Annotated in this window: 24 protein-coding genes; all 24 read left to right on the top strand. The window is 56.9% G+C overall.

The window, feature by feature from the left end; genetic code table 11:
* Positions 1-53 precede the first annotated feature (53 nt).
* The 24 genes from rplK to rplE all read left to right on the top strand — a co-directional run bounded on the left by rplK (position 54) and on the right by rplE (position 21,825).
* Positions 54-485: a 50S ribosomal protein L11 gene (gene rplK, locus RAM80_RS14235; protein ID WP_416427128.1), complete on the top strand. Its 432-nt coding sequence runs from the start codon at positions 54-56 to the stop codon at positions 483-485.
* Positions 485-1,180: a 50S ribosomal protein L1 gene (rplA, locus tag RAM80_RS14230; protein WP_416427127.1), complete on the top strand. Its 696-nt coding sequence runs from the start codon at positions 485-487 to the stop codon at positions 1,178-1,180. Before rplK ends, rplA begins: the two co-directional genes overlap by 1 nt.
* A 201-nt stretch (positions 1,181-1,381) precedes the next feature.
* Positions 1,382-1,882, top strand: a complete 501-nt coding sequence (gene rplJ / locus RAM80_RS14225; RefSeq protein WP_416427126.1) for a 50S ribosomal protein L10 — start codon at positions 1,382-1,384, stop codon at positions 1,880-1,882.
* A 74-nt stretch (positions 1,883-1,956) separates the two neighbouring features.
* On the top strand, positions 1,957-2,322 hold the full coding sequence (gene rplL, locus RAM80_RS14220) for a 50S ribosomal protein L7/L12 (protein WP_416427125.1): 366 nt from the start codon (positions 1,957-1,959) through the stop codon (positions 2,320-2,322).
* Between the two features lie 219 nt (positions 2,323-2,541).
* Positions 2,542-6,615 carry a DNA-directed RNA polymerase subunit beta gene (rpoB, locus tag RAM80_RS14215; protein ID WP_416427124.1) on the top strand — a complete coding sequence of 1,358 codons (4,074 nt, stop codon included), beginning with the start codon at positions 2,542-2,544 and terminating at the stop codon, positions 6,613-6,615.
* A gap of 64 nt (positions 6,616-6,679) precedes the next feature.
* Positions 6,680-10,879, top strand: coding sequence for a DNA-directed RNA polymerase subunit beta' (rpoC, locus tag RAM80_RS14210; RefSeq protein ID WP_268147895.1), 4,200 nt, complete (start codon positions 6,680-6,682; stop codon positions 10,877-10,879).
* 206 nt (positions 10,880-11,085) lie between these two features.
* Positions 11,086-11,457, top strand: coding sequence for a 30S ribosomal protein S12 (gene rpsL, locus RAM80_RS14205; RefSeq protein ID WP_003186084.1), 372 nt, complete (start codon positions 11,086-11,088; stop codon positions 11,455-11,457).
* 119 nt (positions 11,458-11,576) lie between these two features.
* The gene (gene rpsG / locus RAM80_RS14200; RefSeq protein ID WP_002555493.1) at positions 11,577-12,047 is read left to right on the top strand and encodes a 30S ribosomal protein S7; all 471 of its coding nucleotides are present in this window, start codon (positions 11,577-11,579) and stop codon (positions 12,045-12,047) included.
* Between the two features lie 30 nt (positions 12,048-12,077).
* Positions 12,078-14,180 (top strand): elongation factor G, encoded by a 2,103-nt coding sequence (gene fusA, locus RAM80_RS14195; protein WP_416427123.1) that lies wholly within the window; start codon positions 12,078-12,080, stop codon positions 14,178-14,180.
* 31 nt (positions 14,181-14,211) lie between these two features.
* Complete coding sequence (gene tuf / locus RAM80_RS14190) at positions 14,212-15,405, top strand: elongation factor Tu (protein WP_010220303.1); 1,194 nt, start codon at positions 14,212-14,214, stop codon at positions 15,403-15,405.
* Positions 15,406-15,546: 141 nt separating this feature from the next.
* Positions 15,547-15,858, top strand: coding sequence for a 30S ribosomal protein S10 (rpsJ, locus tag RAM80_RS14185; RefSeq protein ID WP_003186070.1), 312 nt, complete (start codon positions 15,547-15,549; stop codon positions 15,856-15,858).
* Positions 15,859-15,939: 81 nt separating this feature from the next.
* A complete protein-coding gene (gene rplC, locus RAM80_RS14180) occupies positions 15,940-16,575 on the top strand; it encodes a 50S ribosomal protein L3 (protein ID WP_007924205.1) in 636 nt (211 codons plus the stop codon).
* Positions 16,576-16,587: 12 nt separating this feature from the next.
* Positions 16,588-17,190, top strand: a complete 603-nt coding sequence (rplD, locus tag RAM80_RS14175; protein WP_008374167.1) for a 50S ribosomal protein L4 — start codon at positions 16,588-16,590, stop codon at positions 17,188-17,190.
* Entirely contained in the window at positions 17,187-17,486 is a 300-nt protein-coding gene (gene rplW, locus RAM80_RS14170; protein WP_008374165.1) for a 50S ribosomal protein L23, read from the top strand. Before rplD ends, rplW begins: the two co-directional genes overlap by 4 nt.
* A gap of 14 nt (positions 17,487-17,500) precedes the next feature.
* Positions 17,501-18,325 (top strand): 50S ribosomal protein L2, encoded by an 825-nt coding sequence (gene rplB / locus RAM80_RS14165; RefSeq protein WP_416427122.1) that lies wholly within the window; start codon positions 17,501-17,503, stop codon positions 18,323-18,325.
* Positions 18,326-18,341: 16 nt separating this feature from the next.
* The gene (gene rpsS / locus RAM80_RS14160; protein WP_002555486.1) at positions 18,342-18,617 is read left to right on the top strand and encodes a 30S ribosomal protein S19; all 276 of its coding nucleotides are present in this window, start codon (positions 18,342-18,344) and stop codon (positions 18,615-18,617) included.
* 11 nt (positions 18,618-18,628) lie between these two features.
* A complete protein-coding gene (gene rplV, locus RAM80_RS14155; protein WP_003103908.1) occupies positions 18,629-18,961 on the top strand; it encodes a 50S ribosomal protein L22 in 333 nt (110 codons plus the stop codon).
* Between the two features lie 13 nt (positions 18,962-18,974).
* Positions 18,975-19,661: a 30S ribosomal protein S3 gene (gene rpsC, locus RAM80_RS14150; RefSeq protein ID WP_027982006.1), complete on the top strand. Its 687-nt coding sequence runs from the start codon at positions 18,975-18,977 to the stop codon at positions 19,659-19,661.
* A gap of 12 nt (positions 19,662-19,673) precedes the next feature.
* The gene (rplP, locus tag RAM80_RS14145) at positions 19,674-20,087 is read left to right on the top strand and encodes a 50S ribosomal protein L16 (RefSeq protein ID WP_003255479.1); all 414 of its coding nucleotides are present in this window, start codon (positions 19,674-19,676) and stop codon (positions 20,085-20,087) included.
* Complete coding sequence (gene rpmC / locus RAM80_RS14140) at positions 20,087-20,278, top strand: 50S ribosomal protein L29 (protein WP_002555481.1); 192 nt, start codon at positions 20,087-20,089, stop codon at positions 20,276-20,278. Before rplP ends, rpmC begins: the two co-directional genes overlap by 1 nt.
* Positions 20,279-20,280: 2 nt before the next feature.
* Positions 20,281-20,547 carry a 30S ribosomal protein S17 gene (rpsQ, locus tag RAM80_RS14135; RefSeq protein ID WP_008374160.1) on the top strand — a complete coding sequence of 89 codons (267 nt, stop codon included), beginning with the start codon at positions 20,281-20,283 and terminating at the stop codon, positions 20,545-20,547.
* A gap of 23 nt (positions 20,548-20,570) precedes the next feature.
* Positions 20,571-20,939, top strand: coding sequence for a 50S ribosomal protein L14 (rplN, locus tag RAM80_RS14130; protein WP_003243907.1), 369 nt, complete (start codon positions 20,571-20,573; stop codon positions 20,937-20,939).
* A gap of 11 nt (positions 20,940-20,950) precedes the next feature.
* The gene (gene rplX / locus RAM80_RS14125; RefSeq protein ID WP_008374158.1) at positions 20,951-21,265 is read left to right on the top strand and encodes a 50S ribosomal protein L24; all 315 of its coding nucleotides are present in this window, start codon (positions 20,951-20,953) and stop codon (positions 21,263-21,265) included.
* A gap of 20 nt (positions 21,266-21,285) precedes the next feature.
* Positions 21,286-21,825 (top strand): 50S ribosomal protein L5, encoded by a 540-nt coding sequence (rplE, locus tag RAM80_RS14120; RefSeq protein WP_416427121.1) that lies wholly within the window; start codon positions 21,286-21,288, stop codon positions 21,823-21,825.
* The last annotated feature ends 8 nt before the right edge of the window (positions 21,826-21,833 follow it).

The raw sequence follows: 21,833 nt of genomic DNA, 5'->3' as shown, positions 1-21,833 counted from the left end.
GCAAGCAACCGGGGAGCCTGAATTGGCGTTCGTACCCGATATTGGAGTAGCTCATGGCTAAGAAGATCACGGCTTACATCAAGCTGCAAGTAAAGGCCGGCCAGGCCAACCCTAGCCCGCCCGTCGGCCCGGCTCTGGGTCAACATGGCGTGAACATCATGGAATTCTGCAAGGCCTTCAACGCCCGTACTCAGGGTCAAGAAGTCGGCTTGCCAACTCCAGTTATCATCACTGTCTACAGTGACCGTAGCTTCACCTTCGAAACCAAAAGCACCCCAGCTTCGGTTCTGCTGAAGAAAGCTGCTGGCCTGACCAGCGGTTCCGCACGTCCGAACACCGTTAAAGTCGGTACCGTGACCCGTGCTCAGCTGGAAGAAATCGCCAAGGTCAAAAATGCTGACCTGACCGCTGCCGACATGGACGCCGCCGTGCGCACCATCGCTGGCTCGGCTCGCAGCATGGGCCTCAACGTGGAGGGTGTGTAATGGCTAAGCTGACCAAGCGCCAAAAGGCTATTGCTTCCAAAATCGAAGCTGGCAAAGTCTACAACTTCGAAGAAGCCGCCGCTCTGCTGGCTGAGCTGTCGACCGTCAAGTTCAGCGAGTCGTTCGACGTCGCCGTGAACCTGGGCGTTGACCCACGTAAATCCGACCAGGTCGTACGTAGCGCTACCGTGCTGCCACACGGCACTGGCAAGACCGTACGTGTTGCTGTCTTCACCCAAGGTCCAGCTGCTGAAGCTGCCCTGGCTGCAGGCGCAGACCGCGTTGGCATGGACGACCTGGCTGCCGAAATGAAAGGCGGCGACCTGAACTATGACGTAGTCATCGCATCGCCTGATGCCATGCGCGTTGTAGGTCAACTGGGTCAGATCCTGGGTCCACGTGGCCTGATGCCTAACCCGAAAGTCGGTACCGTGACTCCAGACGTAGCCACCGCGGTTAAAAACGCCAAGGCTGGTCAGGTTCGCTACCGCACCGACAAAAACGGCATCATCCACACCTCCGTTGGCAAGGTTGGCTTCGAAGCCACCAAGCTGAAGGAAAACGTTGAAGCCCTGATCGCTGATCTGAAGCGTATCAAGCCAGCTTCCTCGAAAGGTATCTACGTCAAGCGCGTTACCCTGAGCACCACCATGGGCCCAGGTCTGGTCATCGACCAGGGTTCCCTGACCGCTTAAGACGTAAAGCAGGGGTGAGCGATCACCCCTGTTGAAAAAATTGGGGTCCCTGCTTTGCGGGGGCTATCCAAGACCGTAGGCGACGCAAGTCTTAAACCACAAGCCTACGCAGATGGTGCTCCCGGTTCCTTTTTGGAACTAGACACCAAAACGACATCCGGCCCAGGCCAGATGAAACGGTAACAAGCAGGAGTTAAACCCGTGGCAATTAAACTCGAAGACAAGAAGGCCATCGTCGCTGAAGTCAACGAGGCTGCCAAAGGTGCCCTGTCCGCTGTCGTGGCTGATGCCCGTGGTGTGACTGTAGGCGCTATGACCGGACTCCGTAAAGAGGCCCGCGAAGCTGGCGTATACGTACGTGTCGTACGTAACACCCTGCTCAAGCGCGCTGTTGAAGGCACCGATTACTCGATCCTCAACGACGTGTTCAAAGGCCCGACCTTGATCGCTTTCTCCAAAGAACATCCGGGCGCTGCTGCTCGTATCTTCAAAGAGTTCGCTAAAGGTCAGGACAAGTTCGAGATCAAGGCAGCTGCGTTCGAGGGCAAGTTCCTCGCAGCTAATCAGATCGACGTGCTGGCAACGCTGCCGACCCGTGACGAAGCCATTTCCCAGCTGATGAGCGTGATTCAAGGCGCTACCAGCAAACTGGCTCGTACTCTGGCGGCACTTCGCGACCAGAAAGAAGCCGCTGCAGCCTAAGGGCCGCTCGCTTCTCGCGTTTTTTGTTTATTTCGATGGTCGCGTAGGCCGTCCCCCAATTCAGGAAAAGAGTCATGTCCGTTACTCAAGAGCAAATCCTCGAAGCTGTTGGCGCAATGTCCGTAATGGAAGTTGTTGAGCTGATCAAAGCTTTCGAAGAAAAATTCGGTGTTACCGCTGCCGCTGCTTCGGCTGGCCCAGCTGTAGCTGCTGCTGCTGTTGAAGAGCAAACCGAGTTCAACGTTGTTCTGGTTGAAGCCGGCGAGAAGAAGGTCAACGTGATCAAGGCAGTTCGTGAACTGACCGGTCTGGGCCTGAAAGAAGCCAAAGAGAAAGTTGACACCGCTCCTCAGGTCGTTGCTGAAGGCGTTTCGAAAGAAGCCGCTGAAGACGCCAAGAAGAAGCTGGAAGAAGCAGGCGCCAAAGTCGAAGTCAAGTAATTTCGACCTTGCGTCTCCAGCCCGAGCGTCAAGCGAACGGCTGATGGCTGGTGGCTCATGCCACCGGCCTTTTTCCGTTATTGGCAGCTGATCAGGTCAGCGCCTCTAACGTGCTTCAACCACCGATGACGGTGGCGCAAACCAAGGGGTTTGCACGATTTTCTGGCCGCTCCCGTCGGGGGAGGCCAAACAAGCAGGTGACCAAGCTGGGGAACGCTGATGGCTTACTCATACACTGAGAAAAAACGTATCCGCAAGGACTTTAGCAAGTTGCCGGACGTCATGGACGTACCGTACCTCTTGGCTATCCAGCTGGATTCGTATCGCGAATTCTTGCAGGCGGGCGCGACCAAGGACCAGTTCCGTGACGTCGGTCTGCATGCGGCCTTCAAATCCGTTTTCCCGATCATCAGCTACTCCGGCAACGCTGCTCTGGAGTACGTTGGTTATCGCCTGGGCGAACCGGCCTTTGATGTCAAAGAATGCGTATTGCGTGGCGTAACGTACGCCGTACCTTTGCGGGTAAAAGTACGCCTGATCATTTTCGACAAAGAATCGTCGAACAAAGCGATCAAGGACATCAAGGAGCAGGAAGTCTACATGGGGGAAATCCCCCTGATGACCGAAAACGGTACCTTCGTAATCAACGGTACCGAGCGCGTTATCGTCTCCCAGTTGCACCGTTCGCCAGGTGTGTTCTTCGACCACGACCGTGGCAAGACTCACAGCTCCGGCAAACTGTTGTACTCGGCCCGCATCATTCCTTACCGCGGCTCGTGGCTGGACTTCGAATTCGACCCGAAAGACTGTGTATTCGTCCGGATCGACCGTCGTCGCAAGCTGCCTGCGTCGGTACTGCTGCGCGCACTGGGCTACAGCACCGAGGAAGTCCTCGATGCCTTCTACACCACCAACGTATTCCACGTGCAGGGCGAAAAGCTCAGCCTGGAGCTGGTGCCTCAGCGCCTGCGTGGTGAAATCGCTGTCCTGGACATCCTCGATGGTACCGGCAAGGTCATCGTCGAACAGGGCCGTCGTATCACTGCCCGTCACATCAACCAGTTGGAAAAAGCCGGCATCAAAGAGCTGGAAGTTCCGCTGGACTACGTGCTGGGTCGCACTACCGCCAAGGCCATCGTTCACCCGGCAACCGGTGAAATCCTTTGCGAGTGCAACACTGAACTGAGCACCGAGCTGCTGGTGAAGATCGCCAAGGCCCAGGTCGTCCGTATCGAGACGTTGTACACCAACGACATCGACTGCGGTCCGTTCATCTCCGACACGCTGAAGATCGACTCCACCGCCAACCAACTGGAAGCGCTGGTCGAGATCTACCGCATGATGCGTCCTGGCGAGCCGCCAACCAAGGACGCTGCCGAGACCCTGTTCAACAACCTGTTCTTCAGCCCAGAGCGCTACGACCTGTCTGCTGTAGGTCGCATGAAGTTCAACCGTCGTATCGGTCGTACCGAGATCGAAGGTTCGGGCGTGCTGAGCAAGGAAGACATCGTTGCCGTACTGAAGACCCTGGTCGACATCCGTAACGGCAAGGGCATCGTCGACGACATCGACCACCTGGGTAACCGTCGTGTTCGCTGCGTAGGCGAAATGGCCGAGAACCAGTTCCGTGTTGGCCTGGTGCGCGTTGAGCGTGCGGTCAAGGAACGCCTGTCGATGGCCGAAAGCGAAGGCCTGATGCCTCAGGACCTGATCAACGCCAAGCCGGTAGCGGCCGCGGTGAAAGAGTTCTTCGGTTCCAGCCAGCTGTCGCAGTTCATGGACCAGAACAACCCGCTGTCGGAAATTACCCACAAGCGTCGTGTCTCCGCACTCGGCCCAGGTGGTCTGACCCGTGAGCGCGCAGGCTTCGAAGTCCGTGACGTACACCCGACTCACTACGGTCGCGTGTGCCCGATCGAGACCCCTGAAGGTCCGAACATCGGCCTGATCAACTCCCTGGCTGCATACGCTCGCACCAACCAGTACGGCTTCCTGGAAAGCCCGTACCGCGTTGTTAAAGAGGGTGTGGTCACCGACGAGATCGTGTTCCTGTCCGCCATTGAAGAAGCCGATCACGTGATCGCGCAGGCTTCGGCGACCATGAACGAGAACAAGGTCCTGATCGACGAACTGGTAGCCGTACGTCACCTGAACGAATTCACCGTGAAGGCGCCTGAAGACGTAACCCTGATGGACGTTTCGCCCAAGCAGGTAGTCTCGGTCGCAGCCTCGCTGATTCCGTTCCTGGAGCACGACGACGCCAACCGTGCGTTGATGGGTTCCAACATGCAGCGTCAGGCTGTACCGACCCTGCGCGCCGACAAGCCGCTGGTAGGTACCGGCATGGAGCGCAACGTTGCCCGTGACTCCGGCGTTTGCGTCGTGGCCCGTCGTGGCGGCGTGATCGACTCCGTCGATGCCAGCCGTATCGTTGTTCGCGTGGCGGACGATGAAGTCGAGCCAGGCGAAGCCGGTGTAGACATCTACAACCTGACCAAATACACCCGTTCGAACCAGAACACCTGCATCAACCAGCGTCCGCTGGTAAGCAAGGGTGACCGTGTTCAGCGCAGCGACATCATGGCCGACGGCCCGTCCACCGACATGGGTGAACTGGCACTGGGCCAGAACATGCGCATCGCGTTCATGGCCTGGAACGGTTTCAACTTCGAAGACTCCATCTGTCTGTCGGAGCGTGTGGTTCAGGAAGACCGTTTCACCACGATCCACATCCAGGAACTGACCTGTGTGGCCCGTGACACCAAGCTTGGCCCAGAGGAAATCACCGCTGACATCCCGAACGTGGGTGAAGCAGCGCTGAACAAGCTGGACGAAGCCGGTATCGTCTACGTAGGTGCCGAAGTCGGCGCCGGCGACATCCTGGTCGGCAAGGTCACTCCGAAAGGCGAGACCCAACTGACTCCGGAAGAAAAACTGCTGCGCGCCATCTTCGGCGAGAAAGCCAGCGACGTTAAGGACACCTCCCTGCGCGTGCCTACCGGCACCAAGGGTACTGTCATCGACGTGCAGGTCTTCACCCGTGACGGCGTTGAGCGTGACGCTCGTGCGCTGTCGATCGAGAAGAGCCAGCTGGACGAGATCCGCAAGGACCTCAACGAAGAGTTCCGTATCGTCGAAGGCGCAACCTTCGAACGTCTGCGTCAGGCCCTGGTTGGCCAGATCGTCGATGGTGGTGCCGGCCTGAAGAAAGGTCTGGAAATCACCAACGAAGTCCTGGACGGTCTGGAGCACGGCCAGTGGTTCAAACTGCGCATGGCCGAAGACGCCCTCAACGAACAGCTGGAGCGTGCCCAGCAGTACATCGTTGATCGCCGTCGCCTGCTGGACGACAAGTTCGAAGACAAGAAGCGCAAACTGCAGCAAGGCGATGACCTGGCTCCAGGCGTGCTGAAAATCGTCAAGGTTTACCTGGCAATCCGTCGCCGCATCCAGCCGGGCGACAAGATGGCCGGTCGTCACGGTAACAAGGGTGTGGTCTCCGTGATCATGCCGGTTGAAGACATGCCACACGATGCCAACGGCACGCCTGTGGACGTGGTCCTCAACCCGCTGGGCGTACCTTCGCGTATGAACGTCGGTCAGATCCTGGAAACCCACCTGGGCCTCGCGGCCAAGGGCTTGGGCGAAAAGATCAACCGCATGCTCGAAGAGCAGCGTAAAGTCATCGAGCTGCGCAAGTTCCTCACCGAGATCTACAACGAGATCGGTGGCCGCCAAGAGAACCTGGAAAGCTTCAGCGACCAGGAAATCCTGGACCTGGCGAAGAACCTGCGTGGCGGCGTGCCTATGGCCACCCCGGTATTCGACGGTGCCAAGGAAAGCGAAATCAAGGCCATGCTGAAACTGGCAGACCTGCCAGAAAGCGGCCAGATGCAGCTGTTCGACGGCCGTACCGGCAACAAGTTCGAGCGTCACGTTACTGTTGGCTACATGTACATGCTGAAACTGAACCACTTGGTGGACGACAAGATGCACGCGCGTTCCACTGGTTCCTACAGCCTGGTTACCCAGCAGCCGCTGGGTGGTAAGGCTCAGTTCGGTGGTCAGCGTTTCGGGGAGATGGAGGTCTGGGCACTGGAAGCTTACGGTGCTGCCTACACCCTGCAAGAAATGCTCACAGTGAAGTCGGACGATGTGAACGGTCGTACCAAGATGTACAAGAACATCGTGGACGGCGATCACCGTATGGAGCCGGGCATGCCCGAGTCCTTCAACGTGTTGATCAAAGAGATTCGTTCCCTCGGTATCGATATCGATCTGGAAACCGAATAACACGCGACGCGAATCGGGAGCAGGCCCCTAAAGCCTGCTCCCTGCTCCGCCAGGAGGAAAGGCCTTGAAAGACCTACTGAATTTGCTGAAAAACCAGGGTCAAGTCGAAGAGTTTGACGCAATCCGTATCGGGTTGGCGTCGCCTGAGATGATCCGTTCGTGGTCGTTCGGTGAAGTTAAAAAGCCGGAAACCATCAACTACCGTACGTTCAAACCCGAGCGTGACGGCCTGTTCTGCGCCAAGATCTTTGGCCCAGTCAAGGACTACGAGTGCCTGTGCGGTAAGTACAAGCGCCTGAAACACCGTGGTGTGATCTGCGAGAAGTGCGGCGTTGAAGTCGCGCTGGCCAAGGTTCGTCGTGAGCGCATGGCGCACATCGAACTGGCCTCGCCAGTTGCCCACATCTGGTTCCTGAAGTCGCTGCCGTCGCGTATCGGCCTGCTGATGGACATGACCCTGCGTGATATCGAGCGCGTGCTCTACTTCGAGAGCTACGTCGTTATCGACCCGGGCATGACTACCCTGGAGAAGGGCCAGCTGCTGAACGACGAGCAGTACTTCGAAGCCCTCGAAGAGTTCGGTGACGACTTCGACGCCCGCATGGGTGCCGAGGCTGTCCGCGAGCTGCTGCACGCCATTGACCTGGAACACGAGATCGGCCGCCTGCGCGAAGAGATTCCGCAGACCAACTCGGAAACCAAGATCAAGAAGCTGTCCAAGCGCCTGAAGTTGATGGAAGCCTTCCAGGGGTCCGGCAACCTGCCTGAGTGGATGGTGTTGACCGTTCTGCCGGTTCTGCCGCCAGACCTGCGTCCACTGGTCCCACTGGATGGCGGTCGCTTCGCGACTTCCGACCTCAACGACCTGTATCGTCGAGTGATCAACCGTAACAACCGTCTGAAGCGTCTGCTGGACCTGTCGGCTCCTGACATCATCGTGCGCAACGAAAAGCGCATGCTGCAGGAAGCGGTCGATGCCCTGCTGGACAACGGTCGTCGCGGTCGCGCCATCACCGGTTCCAACAAGCGTCCTCTGAAATCCCTGGCTGACATGATCAAGGGTAAGCAGGGTCGTTTCCGTCAGAACTTGCTCGGTAAGCGCGTTGACTACTCGGGTCGTTCGGTAATTACCGTAGGCCCGACCCTGCGCCTGCACCAGTGCGGTCTTCCGAAGAAGATGGCCCTGGAGCTGTTCAAGCCGTTCATCTTCGGCAAGCTGGAAATGCGTGGTCTGGCGACCACCATCAAGGCCGCCAAGAAGATGGTCGAGCGCGAGCTGCCAGAGGTGTGGGACGTGCTCGCCGAAGTGATTCGCGAACACCCCGTGCTGCTCAACCGTGCACCGACCCTTCACCGTCTGGGTATCCAGGCGTTTGAACCAGTATTGATCGAAGGTAAGGCTATCCAGCTGCACCCTCTGGTCTGTGCTGCGTACAACGCCGACTTCGACGGCGACCAGATGGCGGTCCACGTACCGCTGACCCTGGAAGCCCAGCTCGAAGCCCGTGCGCTGATGATGTCGACCAACAACATCCTGTCGCCAGCCAACGGTGAGCCAATCATCGTTCCTTCGCAGGACGTTGTACTGGGTCTGTACTACATGACCCGTGAAGCGATCAACGCCAAGGGCGAAGGCCGCGTGTTTGCCGACCTGCAGGAAGTCGACCGGGTATTCCGCGCCGGCGAAGCAGCTCTGCACGCAAAAATCAAAGTGCGCATCAACGAGACTGTAAACGATCGTGATGGCGGCAGCGTCAAGAACACCCGTATCGTCGACACCACTGTCGGCCGTGCGCTGCTGTTCCAGGTCGTTCCACCAGGCCTGTCGTTCGACGTCGTCAACACGCCGATGAAGAAGAAGGCGATCTCCAAGCTGATCAACCAGTGCTACCGCGTGGTTGGTCTGAAAGAGACCGTTATCTTCGCTGACCAGTTGATGTACACCGGTTTCGCCTACTCGACGATTTCGGGTGTTTCCATCGGTGTTAACGACTTCGTTATCCCGGATGAGAAAGCTCGCATCATCGGTACCGCGACCGACGAAGTGAAAGAGATCGAAAGCCAATACGCTTCCGGCCTGGTAACCCAGGGCGAGAAGTACAACAAGGTGATCGACCTCTGGTCCAAGGCCAACGACGAAGTTTCCAAGGCGATGATGTCCAACCTCTCGAAAGAGAAGGTCATCGACCGTCACGGCAACGAAGTTGACCAGGAATCCTTCAACTCGATGTACATGATGGCTGACTCCGGTGCCCGGGGTTCGGCAGCTCAGATTCGTCAGCTGGCTGGTATGCGTGGCCTGATGGCCAAGCCGGACGGCTCGATCATCGAGACGCCAATTACCGCGAACTTCCGTGAAGGTCTGAGCGTACTCCAGTACTTCATCTCGACTCACGGTGCTCGTAAGGGTCTGGCGGATACCGCGTTGAAAACCGCTAACTCCGGTTACCTGACTCGTCGTCTGGTAGACGTGGCGCAAGATCTGGTAGTTACCGAGATCGACTGCGGCACCGAGCAGGGTCTGCTGATGACCCCGCACATTGAAGGCGGCGACGTTGTAGAGCCGCTGGGTGAGCGTGTACTGGGCCGTGTTATCGCCCGTGACGTGTTCAAGCCAGGCACCGACGAAGTCATCGTCCCTGCCGGCACCCTGGTAGACGAGAAGTGGGTAGAGTTCATCGAACTCAACAGCATCGACGAAGTGATCGTTCGCTCGCCGATCAGCTGTGAAACCCGCTACGGCATCTGCGCCAAGTGCTACGGTCGTGACCTGGCTCGTGGTCACCAGGTGAACATCGGTGAAGCGGTCGGCGTTATCGCTGCCCAGTCCATCGGTGAGCCGGGTACCCAGCTGACCATGCGTACGTTCCACATCGGTGGTGCTGCAAGCCGTACTTCGGCTGCCGACAGCGTCCAGGTGAAGAACGGTGGTGTGGTTCGTCTGCACAACCTGAAACACGTAGAGCGTGCCGACGGCAACCTGGTTGCTGTGTCGCGTTCCGGTGAGCTGGCTATCGCCGACGACTTCGGTCGTGAGCGCGAGCGCTACAAGCTGCCGTACGGTGCCGTGATCTCGGTGAAGGAAGGCGACAAGGTCGACGCTGGTGCCATCGTGGCCAAGTGGGACCCGCACACTCACCCGATCGTTACCGAAATGAAAGGTACCGTGACCTTCGTGGGCATGGAAGAAGGTATTACGATCAAGCGCCAGACCGACGAACTGACCGGTCTGACCAACATCGAAGTACTGGACGTCAAAGACCGTCCTGCAGCTGGTAAAGAAATTCGACCAGCGGTCAAGATGGTGGGTGTCGATGGTAAGGATCTGCTGCTGCCAGGTACCGACGTACCGGCCCAGTACTTCCTGCCGGCCAACGCCCTCGTTGGTGTTGCGGATGGTGTGCAAGTGGGTGTGGGTGACGTTATCGCCCGTATTCCACAAGAGACCTCCAAGACCCGTGACATCACCGGTGGTCTGCCACGCGTTGCCGACCTGTTCGAAGCGCGTCGCCCGAAAGAAGCCTCGATTCTGGCTGAAGTCAGCGGCACCATCGCGTTCGGTAAAGAGACCAAGGGCAAGCGCCGCCTGGTCATCACCCCGAACGACGGCAGCGATCCGTACGAAGAGCTGATTCCGAAGTGGCGTCACCTGAACGTCTTCGAAGGCGAACAAGTGAACCGCGGCGAAGTTATCTCCGACGGTCCTAGCGATCCGCACGACATCCTGCGTCTGCTGGGTGTGAGCGCGCTCGCCAAGTACATCGTCAACGAGATCCAGGACGTTTACCGTCTGCAAGGCGTGAAGATCAACGACAAGCACATCGAGACCATCCTGCGTCAGATGCTGCGCAAGGTCGAGATCGCCGAGTCGGGTGACTCCAGCTTCATCAAGGGCGACCAGATGGAACTGACTCAGGTACTGGGCGAGAACGAGCGCCTGGCATCGGAAGACAAGTTCATCTCCAAGTACACCCGTGTGCTGCTGGGTATCACCAAGGCCTCGCTGTCCACCGAATCGTTCATCTCGGCGGCTTCCTTCCAGGAAACCACCCGCGTACTGACCGAAGCGGCGGTAACCGGCAAGCGCGACTACCTGCGCGGCCTGAAAGAAAACGTGGTCGTGGGTCGTCTGATCCCGGCCGGTACCGGTCTGGCATACCACAGCGAGCGCAAGCGTCGCCGTGATGCTGACAAACCGTTGCGTGTAAGCGCGAGCGAAGTCGAAGCGGCACTGACTGAAGCGCTGAACTCCAGCGGTAACTGAAAAGAGCAGGGCCCCGGCGTCTGCGACTGACGAACCTGGACACACAATGTCCAGGCTCGGCTGGTCGGGGAGGGCGGGGCCTTGCCTTGACTGGGGGCAAGATCCTCTTTAGACTCTTGTACCCCTAAATCTGGCGGGACGTATGTCCTGCCATTTTGCTTTTCTTGCAAGACAATAGCGTCGCAAGACAACAGTGGAGCTAGTAGATGGCAACTATCAACCAGCTGGTACGTCAGCCGCGTAAGCGTATCGTCGAGAAATCCGACGTACCTGCGCTGCAGAACTGCCCGCAACGTCGTGGCGTGTGCACCCGTGTGTACACCACCACGCCGAAAAAACCTAACTCGGCACTGCGTAAAGTATGCCGTGTGCGCCTGACCAACGGTTTCGAGGTTTCCTCGTACATCGGCGGTGAAGGCCACAACCTGCAAGAGCACAGCGTGGTACTGATCCGCGGCGGTCGTGTAAAAGACTTGCCAGGTGTTCGTTACCACACCGTTCGCGGCTCCCTGGATACTTCCGGCGTCAAAGGTCGTAACCAAGGTCGTTCGAAGTACGGTACCAAGCGTCCGAAGTAATGGCCGCTTGCAGCACATTGCAATTATCTATTTTTCTGAGTCGATAAGAGTAAGGTCGGGTCCCGCACCTCAGGGTGGGATGTCCCGAGCTAACCTGAAGACCGTTTGAGGGCTTATCCATGCCAAGAAGACGCGTAGCAGCCAAGCGCGAAGTGCTTGACGATCCAAAATACGGCAGCCAGATCCTGGCCAAGTTCATGAACCACGTGATGGAAAGCGGCAAGAAAGCCGTTGCCGAACGTATCGTTTATGGCGCGCTGGAAAAGGTTAAAGAACGCAAGAACAGCGACCCACTGGAAATCTTCGAGAAAGCTCTCGACGCCATCGCTCCGCTGGTCGAAGTAAAGTCGCGCCGTGTAGGCGGTGCTACTTACCAGGTTCCGGTCGAAGTTCGCCCTTCCCGTCGTAACGCCCTGGCAATGCGCTGGCTGGTAGACTTCGCGCGCAAGCGCGGTGAGAAGTCCATGGCTCTGCGCTTGGCCGGCGAACTGCTGGACGCTGCCGAAGGCAAAGGTGCTGCAGTTAAGAAGCGTGAAGACGTTCACCGTATGGCTGAAGCCAACAAAGCGTTCTCGCACTACCGCTTCTAAATCCAGCGTCAATTATTTTGCGAGGGCTTTATGGCTCGTACAACTGATATCAAACGCTACCGTAACATCGGTATCGTTGCTCACGTGGACGCGGGTAAAACCACGACCACCGAGCGCGTCCTGTTCTACACAGGCGTAAACCACAAAATGGGCGAGGTGCATGATGGCGCCGCGACCATGGACTGGATGGTGCAAGAGCAGGAGCGGGGTATTACCATTACTTCCGCTGCTACTACCGCCTTCTGGGCAGGTTCGGTCAAGCAGTTCGAGAAGCACCGCTTCAACATCATCGATACCCCCGGCCACGTTGACTTCACCATTGAAGTAGAACGTTCGCTGCGCGTACTCGACGGTGCTGTCGTTGTGTTCTGCGGTACCTCGGGCGTTGAGCCGCAGTCGGAAACCGTATGGCGTCAAGCCAACAAATACGGCGTTCCACGTCTGGTTTACGTCAACAAGATGGACCGTCAAGGCGCTAACTTCCTGCGCGTTGTAGGTCAGATCAAGCAGCGCCTGGGTCACACCCCGGTGCCAATCCAGCTGGCAATCGGCGCGGAAGACGAGTTCCAGGGTCAGATCGATCTGATGACCATGGAAGCTGTCTACTGGGATGACGCTGACAAGGGCATGGCCCCTCGTCGCGAAGCTATCCCTGCCGACATGCAGGAACTGGCTGAAGAGTGGCGCAGCAACATGGTTGAGGCTGCCGCCGAAGCCAGCGAAGAGCTGATGAACAAGTACCTGGAAGGCGAAGAGCTGTCGATCGAAGAGATCAAGACTGCCCTGCGTCAGCGTACTATCGCCGGCGAAATCGTTCTGGCCGTTTGCGGTTCCTCGTTCAAGAACAAGGGCGTGCCCCTGGTTCTGGACGCCGTTATCGACTACCTGCCAGCACCTGTCGACATTCCTGCCATCAAGGGTTCCGACCCGGATGACGAGACTGTTGCCATGGAGCGTCATGCAGACGACAGCGAGCCGTTCTCGGCTCTGGCGTTCAAGATCGCTACCGACCCATTCGTGGGTACCCTGACCTTCGCTCGCGTTTACTCGGGCGTGTTGAGCTCCGGCGACGGCGTGATCAACTCGGTCAAGGGCAAGAAAGAGCGCGTGGGTCGTATGGTGCAAATGCACGCAAACACCCGCGAAGAGATCAAGGAAGTACGCGCTGGCGACATCGCGGCCCTGATCGGCATGAAGGACGTCACCACTGGTGACACCCTGTGCTCCGCTGACAAGCCAATCATCCTGGTTCGCATGGACTTCCCGGAGCCGGTTATTTCGGTTGCCGTTGAGCCAAAGACCAAGGATGACCAGGAAAAAATGGGTATCGCACTGGGCAAACTAGCTCAGGAAGACCCTTCTTTCCGCGTCAAGACCGACGAAGAGACTGGTCAAACGATCATCTCGGGTATGGGCGAGTTGCACCTGGACATCCTGGTTGACCGGATGCGCCGTGAGTTCAACGTTGAAGCCAACATCGGTAAACCACAGGTTTCTTACCGTGAGAAGATCACGAAGAACTGTGAGATCGAAGGCAAGTTCGTTCGCCAGTCCGGCGGCCGTGGCCAGTTCGGCCATTGCTGGATCCGTTTTGCTCCGGCAGACGAAGGTCAGGAAGGTCTGGTATTCGTGAACGAAGTAGTGGGCGGTGTGGTTCCTAAGGAATACATCCCTGCTATCCAGAAGGGCATTGAAGAGCAGATGAAGAACGGTGTTGTTGCCGGCTATCCGCTCATCGGCCTGAAGGCGACCGTTTTCGATGGCTCTTACCACGACGTCGACTCCAACGAGATGGCGTTCAAGGTGGCAGCCTCCATGGCGACCAAGCAACTGGCTACCAAAGGTGGCGGTGTTGTTCTTGAGCCGATCATGAAGGTCGAAGTTGTAACACCTGAGGACTACATGGGCGACGTGATGGGTGACCTGAACCGTCGTCGCGGTCTGATCCAGGGTATGGAAGACACGGTTTCCGGCAAAGTTATCCGCGCCGAAGTTCCGCTGGGTGAGATGTTCGGTTATGCGACCGACGTCCGTTCCATGTCTCAGGGTCGCGCGAGCTACTCTATGGAATTCTCCAAATACTCCGAAGCTCCGTCGAACATCGTCGAAGCTATCGTTAAAAAACAAGGCTGATTCAGCCCCTTTAGGCTAGGAGTTCACTGTCGTGGCTAAAGAAAAATTTGATCGTTCCCTACCTCACGTAAACGTTGGCACCATCGGCCACGTTGACCACGGTAAAACCACCCTGACCGCTGCTCTGACTCGCGTCTGCTCCGAAGTTTTCGGTTCGGCCGTTGTTGAGTTCGACAAGATCGACTCGGCTCCAGAAGAAAAAGCTCGTGGTATCACCATCAACACCGCGCACGTCGAGTACAACTCGAACATTCGTCACTACGCTCACGTTGACTGCCCAGGTCACGCTGACTACGTGAAGAACATGATCACCGGTGCTGCCCAGATGGACGGCGCGATCCTGGTTTGCTCGGCCGCCGATGGTCCGATGCCACAAACCCGTGAGCACATCCTGCTGTCCCGTCAGGTAGGCGTTCCGTACATCGTGGTCTTCCTGAACAAGGCTGACCTGGTAGACGACGCTGAGCTGCTGGAACTGGTTGAGATGGAAGTTCGCGACCTGCTGTCCACCTACGACTTCCCAGGCGACGACACCCCGATCATCATCGGTTCGGCTCGTATGGCGCTGGAAGGCAAAGACGACAACGAAATGGGCACCACCGCTGTCAAGAAGCTGGTTGAGACTCTGGACAGCTACATCCCAGAGCCTGAGCGCGCTATCGACAAGCCGTTCCTGATGCCAATCGAAGACGTATTCTCGATCTCGGGTCGTGGTACCGTTGTTACCGGTCGTATCGAGCGTGGTATCGTCCGCGTTCAGGACGCCCTGGAAATCGTTGGTCTGCGTGACACCACCACCACCACCTGCACCGGTGTTGAGATGTTCCGCAAGCTGCTGGACGAAGGTCGTGCTGGCGAGAACTGCGGCGTTCTGCTGCGTGGTACCAAGCGTGACGACGTTGAGCGTGGCCAGGTTCTGGTCAAGCCAGGTTCGGTCAAGCCGCACACCAAGTTCACCGCAGAAGTCTACGTTCTGTCGAAAGAAGAAGGCGGTCGTCACACTCCGTTCTTCAAAGGCTACCGTCCTCAGTTCTACTTCCGTACCACTGACGTGACCGGTAACTGCGAACTGCCAGAAGGCGTTGAAATGGTAATGCCAGGTGATAACATTCAGATGACTGTTACCCTGATCAAGACCATCGCAATGGAAGACGGCCTGCGTTTCGCCATCCGTGAAGGCGGTCGTACCGTCGGCGCTGGCGTCGTAGCCAAGATCATCGAGTAATCGATGAGCTAGGAAAAACCCCCGCTCAGCGGGGGTTTTTTTTATTCGGTTGACACCCAATGGGCCCGTCTATAGAATCACGCCTCCTTTTATCGGGCGTAGTGCGTCCGGTGGGAATAGCAGCCTGGAGTCTGAAATCCAATGCAAAATCAGCAAATCCGTATCAGGTTGAAGGCTTTTGACCATCGCCTGATCGACCAATCCACCCAGGAAATCGTGGAAACCGCGAAACGTACTGGTGCTCAAGTGCGTGGTCCAATTCCACTGCCTACCCGTAAAGAGCGGTTCACCGTTCTGGTCTCCCCGCACGTCAACAAAGACGCGCGTGACCAGTACGAGATCCGTACTCATAAGCGCGTTCTGGACATCGTCCAGCCAACGGATAAAACCGTTGATGCGCTGATGAAGCTTGATCTTGCGGCAGGTGTGGAAGTGCAGATCAGCCTCGGCTAAGACTCGGGTCTTAGTCGTGTAACGCTCTGAAATGGGCGGCCATAGCGGGTGAAAGCCCCGTACACTCATGAGGTTTACAACATGACTATTGGTGTAGTCGGTCGTAAATGCGGTATGACCCGTATTTTCACCGAAGAAGGTGTCTCCATTCCGGTCACGGTCATTGAGATCGAGCCGAATCGCGTCACCCAGTTCAAAACTGAAGAAACCGATGGCTATCGTGCAGTGCAAGTCACTGTAGGTGAGCGTCGTGCTTCGCGTGTGACTGCTGCTCAAGCAGGTCACTTCGCTAAAGCGAACGTTGCCGCTGGTCGCGGTGTCTGGGAATTCCGCCTTGAAGAAGGCGAGTACCAGGCTGGCGACTTGATCAATGCTGAAATCTTCGCTGCAGGCCAACTGGTAGACGTTACCGGTCAGTCCAAGGGTAAAGGCTTTGCCGGTACCATCAAGCGTTGGAACTTCCGCGGTCAAGACAACACCCACGGTAACTCCGTTTCCCACCGCGTCCCTGGCTCTATCGGCCAGTGCCAGACTCCTGGTCGTGTATTCAAGGGCAAAAAAATGTCCGGTCATATGGGCGCTGAGCGCGTGACCGTGCAGTCCCTGGAAGTTGTGCGCGTCGACGCTGAACGCAATCTGCTGCTCGTCAAGGGCGCTGTTCCTGGCGCTACCGGCGGCAACCTGGTTGTGCGTCCGGCAGCCAAGGCTCGCGGTTAAGGGGAAGCTGAAATGCAATTAAATGTAAATGACGCTCAAGCGATCGAAGTTTCCGAACTGACTTTCGGCGGCGAGTTCAACGAGACGCTGGTTCACCAAGCAGTCGTGGCCTACATGGCTGGCGGCCGTCAAGGTAGCAAGCAGCAGAAAACCCGTTCCGACGTTTCCGGTGGCGGCAAGCGCCCATGGCGTCAGAAAGGTACTGGCCGTGCTCGTGCCGGTACCATCCGTAGCCCAATCTGGCGCGGCGGCGGTACCACCTTTGCAGCGCGTCCTCAGGACCACTCGCAAAAGCTGAACAAGAAGATGTACCGCGCTGCCCTGCGCTCCATCCTTGCTGAGCTGGTACGTACCGATCGTCTGGTCGTGGTTCAGGACTTCGCTGTTGAAGCTCCAAAAACCAAAGACCTGCTGAACAAGCTGAATGGCATGGGTCTGACTGACGTCCTGATCGTGTCTGACGCTGTTGATCAGAACCTGTACCTGGCTGCTCGCAACCTGCCTCACGTCGACGTACGTGACGTGCAAGGTTCCGATCCAGTTAGTCTGATCGCATACGACAAGGTGTTGATCACCGTGTCGGCCGTGAAGAAATTCGAGGAGCTGCTGGGATGAACCAGGAACGCGTATTTAAAGTTCTGCTTGGCCCGCACGTTTCCGAGAAGGCTACGGTTCTGGCAGACAAAAAAGGTCAGTTCGTTTTCAAGGTTGCTACTGATGCAACCAAGCTGGAAATCAAGAAGGCCGTCGAAAGCCTGTTCAGCGTGAAAGTAGAGCGCGTGACTACCCTGAATGTTCTGGGTAAAACCAAGCGCACTGCTCGCGGTCTGGGCAAGCGTAATGACTGGAAGAAGGCAGTTATCTCCCTTCAGCCAGGCCAAGATCTCGATTTCAGCAGCAGTGCTGAGTAAGGAAGGGGTGCATCATGGCAATCGTTAAATGCAAACCGACTTCCCCTGGCCGCCGTTTTGTGGTCAAGGTGGTCAACCAGGAGCTGCACAAAGGCGCTCCTCACGCACCGCTGCTCGAGAAAAAATCGAAGTCTGGTGGTCGTAACAACAATGGCCGCATCACTACTCGTCACGTAGGTGGTGGTCACAAGCAGCATTACCGTCTGGTCGACTTCCGTCGCAACGACAAGGATGGCATCGCTGCCACCGTCGAGCGTATCGAATACGATCCAAACCGTACTGCTCACATCGCACTGCTGCTGTACGCAGACGGCGAGCGCCGCTACATCATCGCCCCTAAAGGCGTGAGTGCTGGCGACCAGCTGATCGCAGGCGCTCTGGCTCCAATCAAGCCAGGCAACTCCCTGCAACTGCGCAACATCCCAGTGGGTAGCACCGTTCACGGCATCGAACTGAAGCCGGGCAAAGGTGCTCAAATCGCTCGTTCCGCTGGTGCTTCGGCTCAGCTGATCGCTCGCGAAGGTGTCTACGTGACCCTGCGTCTGCGCTCTGGTGAAATGCGTAAAGTACTGGCTGAGTGCCGTGCGACCCTGGGCGAAGTCTCGAACTCCGAGCACAGCCTGCGTTCGCTGGGTAAAGCTGGTGCCAAACGCTGGCGTGGCGTTCGCCCAACCGTTCGTGGTGTTGCCATGAACCCGGTTGACCACCCGCATGGTGGTGGTGAAGGTCGTACCTCCGGTGGTCGTCATCCGGTATCGCCATGGGGCTTCCCGACTAAGGGTGCTAAGACTCGTGGTAATAAGCGTACCGACAAAATGATCGTCCGTCGTCGCAAGTAAATAGAGGGATACGACAGTGCCACGTTCTCTGAAAAAAGGTCCTTTTATTGATCTTCACCTACTGAAGAAGATCGAAGTGGCGGCGGAAAAGAACGATCGCAAACCAGTTAAGACCTGGTCGCGTCGTTCGATGATCCTGCCACAAATGGTCGGTCTGACCATCGCAGTACACAACGGTCGTCAGCACGTCCCAGTTCTCGTGAACGAAGACATGGTCGGCCACAAACTGGGCGAGTTCGCCGGTACCCGCACCTATCGCGGGCACGTGGCTGACAAGAAAGCCAAGCGTTAAGGGGTAAGGAAATGGAAGTAGCCGCTAAGTTGTCGGGCGCTCGAATCTCCGCCCAGAAAGCCCGCTTGGTCGCCGACCAGATCCGCGGGAAGAAGGTGGGCGAAGCGCTCAACCTGCTGGCTTTTAGCAGTAAAAAAGCCGCGGAAATCATGAAGAAAGTGCTGGAGTCGGCCGTAGCCAACGCCGAGCACAACGAAGGCGCAGACGTTGATGACCTGAAGGTCTCCACCGTTTTCGTTAACGAAGGGCGTTCGCTGAAGCGCATCATGCCTCGTGCCAAAGGCCGGGCTGATCGCATCGTCAAGCGGTCTTGCCATATCACTGTCAAGGTTGCTGACAAGTAACGGAGTCGATCAGATGGGTCAGAAAGTACATCCCATTGGCATTCGCCTGGGAATCGTCAAGGAGCACACCTCCGTCTGGTACGCAGACGGTCGGACTTATGCGGACTACTTGTTCGCAGATCTGAAGGTGCGTGAGTATCTCCAAGACAAACTAAAAAGCGCGTCCGTAAGCCGTATCGATATCCATCGTCCGGCTCAAACTGCACGCATCACCATCCACACCGCTCGTCCTGGTATCGTTATCGGGAAGAAAGGTGAAGATGTTGAGAAACTGCGTCAGGACCTGACCAAGCAGATGGGTGTGCCTGTGCACATCAATATCGAAGAAATCCGCAAGCCGGAACTCGACGGTATGCTGGTTGCCCAGAGCGTAGCTCAGCAGCTGGAGCGTCGCGTAATGTTCCGTCGCGCTATGAAGCGCGCCGTACAGAACGCCATGCGCATTGGTGCCAAAGGCATCAAAATCCAAGTGAGCGGTCGTCTCGGCGGTGCTGAAATCGCACGTACTGAATGGTATCGCGAAGGTCGTGTGCCACTGCACACCCTGCGTGCCGATATCGACTATGCCACCTACGAAGCTCACACCACTTACGGTGTGATCGGTGTGAAGGTTTGGATCTTCAAAGGCGAAGTAATTGGTGGTCGCCAAGAAGAACTGAAACCACAAGCACCAGCGCCTCGTAAAAAAGCTGCTAAGTAAGGGGTACGCCAAATGTTGCAACCTAAGCGTACGAAGTTCCGCAAGCAGATGACTGGCCACAACCGTGGTCTGGCACTGCGCGGTAGCAAAGTCAGCTTCGGCGAGTTCGCCTTGAAAGCTGTTGCCCGCGGTCGTCTCACCGCCCGTCAGATCGAGTCGGCACGTCGTGCCCTGACCCGTCACGTAAAACGTGGCGGCAAGATCTGGATCCGTGTATTCCCGGACAAGCCGATCTCCAAGAAGCCTCTCGAAGTGCGGATGGGTAAAGGTAAAGGTTCCGTCGAGTACTGGGTTGCCCAGATTCAGCCAGGCAAAGTCCTGTATGAAATCGAGGGTGTTTCTGAAGAGCTGGCGCGTGAGGCATTCGCCTTGGCAGCTGCAAAGCTGCCTCTCGCCACCTCCTTTGTTAAGCGGACGGTGATGTGATGAAAGCGAATGAACTTCGTGAGAAATCAGCACAGCAACTGAACGAGCAACTGCTCGGCTTGCTGCGCGACCAGTTCAATCTGCGCATGCAGAAAGCAACTGGCCAGTTGGGGCAGTCTCACCTGCTCTCGCAAGTGAAGCGTGACATCGCTCGCGTGAAAACTGTGCTCAACCAGCAGGCAGGTAAGTAATCATGGCTGAAGCCGAAAAAACCGTCCGTACGCTGACTGGCCGTGTCGTCAGCGACAAGATGGACAAGACCATCACCGTATTGATCGAGCGTCGCGTAAAGCACCCGATCTACGGTAAATACGTTAAGCGTTCGACTAAGCTGCACGCGCACGACGAAACCAACCAATGCCACATCGGCGACAAAGTTTCGATTCGTGAAACTCGTCCGCTGGCCAAGACTAAGTCCTGGGCACTGGTTGAAGTTCTCGAACGCGCTGTGGAAGTCTAAGGGCTAGGGGTCGGAGAAATTATATGATTCAGACTCAATCCATGCTCGATGTGGCCGATAACAGCGGCGCTCGTCGCGTTATGTGCATCAAGGTGCTGGGTGGCTCGCATCGTCGTTACGCTGGTATCGGTGACATCATCAAAGTTACCGTCAAGGAAGCAATTCCTCGCGGTAAGGTGAAGAAAGGCCAAGTGATGACTGCTGTCGTAGTCCGCACTCGCCACGGTGTTCGTCGCGCTGACGGCTCCATTATCCGCTTTGATGGCAACGCTGCTGTTCTGCTGAACAACAAGCAAGAGCCGATCGGCACCCGTATCTTTGGGCCAGTGACCCGTGAGCTTCGTTCCGAGAAGTTCATGAAGATCGTCTCGCTCGCCCCAGAAGTGCTGTAAGGAGATCCGACATGCAAAAGATTCGTCGTGACGACGAGATCATCGTGATCGCCGGCAAAGACAAAGGTAAGCGCGGTAAGGTGCTGAAGGTTCTCGCTGACGACCGTCTGGTCGTTGGTGGGATCAACCTGGTGAAGCGTCATACCAAGCCTAACCCGATGTCGGGCGTACAGGGCGGTATCGTCGAGAAAGAAGCGCCTCTGCACGCTTCCAACGTCGCCATCTTCAACGGCGAAACCAACAAGGCTGACCGCGTTGGTTTCAAAGTAGAAGAAGGCAAAAAAATTCGTGTCTTCAAGTCGACCCAAAAAGCGGTTGATGCTTGAACACTGCTAGGTAGAAGACCATGGCACGACTGAAAGAGATTTACCGGAAGGAAATCGCTCCGAAGCTTAAAGAAGAACTTAAGCTGTCGAACGTGATGGAAGTTCCGCGCGTTACCAAAATCACCCTGAACATGGGTCTGGGCGAAGCGATCGGCGACAAGAAAGTCATCGAGCACGCTGTTGCCGACATGGAAAAAATCACCGGCCAGAAGGCTGTCGTCACTTACGCTCGTAAGTCGATTGCAGGCTTCAAGGTCCGTGAGGGCTGGCCGATTGGCGTCAAGGTTACCCTGCGTCGCGATCGTATGTACGAATTCCTGGACCGCCTGCTGGCGATCTCCCTGCCTCGGGTACGCGACTTCCGCGGCCTGAATGCCAAGTCCTTCGACGGTCGTGGCAACTACAGCATGGGCGTGAAAGAGCAGATCATTTTCCCGGAAATCGATTACGACAAGATCGATGCTCTGCGCGGTCTGGACATTACCCTGACCACCACTGCTCGTTCGGATGAAGAAGGCCGCGCTCTGCTGCGTGCTTTCAACTTCCCGTTCCGCAACTGATTGGAGTA

Origin of the sequence: Pseudomonas sp. App30 (assembly GCF_047947025.1) — a bacterium.
In the GTDB taxonomy this organism is placed as follows: Bacteria; Pseudomonadota; Gammaproteobacteria; order Pseudomonadales; family Pseudomonadaceae; genus Aquipseudomonas.
This window is presented reverse-complemented; position numbering and strand designations above follow the sequence as displayed.